This is a genomic window from Pseudonocardia sp. SID8383 (assembly GCF_009864975.1).
GTDB lineage: Bacteria > Actinomycetota > Actinomycetes > Mycobacteriales > Pseudonocardiaceae > Pseudonocardia > Pseudonocardia alni.
Genome location: NZ_WWFY01000293.1, coordinates 1 through 353, shown reverse-complemented (window position 1 = coordinate 353; position 353 = coordinate 1). Strand labels below are relative to the sequence as shown.

Here is a 353-nt window from a genome sequence, read left to right as displayed (position 1 = left end):
CGGCCACCCAGCGCTCCGGCGAGCCGCCGGCGTCGCGGTCGATCGCGTCGAGGCTCTCCAGCGCCCGGTCGGGGGCGCCGCCGTGCAGCGGCCCGGCGAACGCCCCGAGCGCGGCGACCACGCAGGACGCGACGTCGGCGCCGGTGGAGGCGACCACCCGGGCGGTGAAGGTGGAGGCGTTGAAGCCGTGGTCCACCGTCGCGACGAGGTAGGCGTCGAGCGCGCGGACGTGCGCCGGCGCGGGCTCGGCCCCGTCCAGCATCCACAGCCAGTTCGCGGCGGAGGACAGGTCGGTGCGCGGCCCGACCGGGTCGAGGCCGTGCCGCAGCCGGTGCAGCGCGGCGAGGACGGTC

Annotated in this window: 1 protein-coding gene; it reads right to left on the bottom strand. The window is 78.8% G+C overall.

Annotated elements, in window-relative coordinates; all coding sequences use genetic code 11:
• Window positions 1-353 (bottom strand): citrate/2-methylcitrate synthase (locus GTW08_RS06940; RefSeq protein WP_161151601.1); only part of this gene is annotated, 353 nt, incomplete at both ends.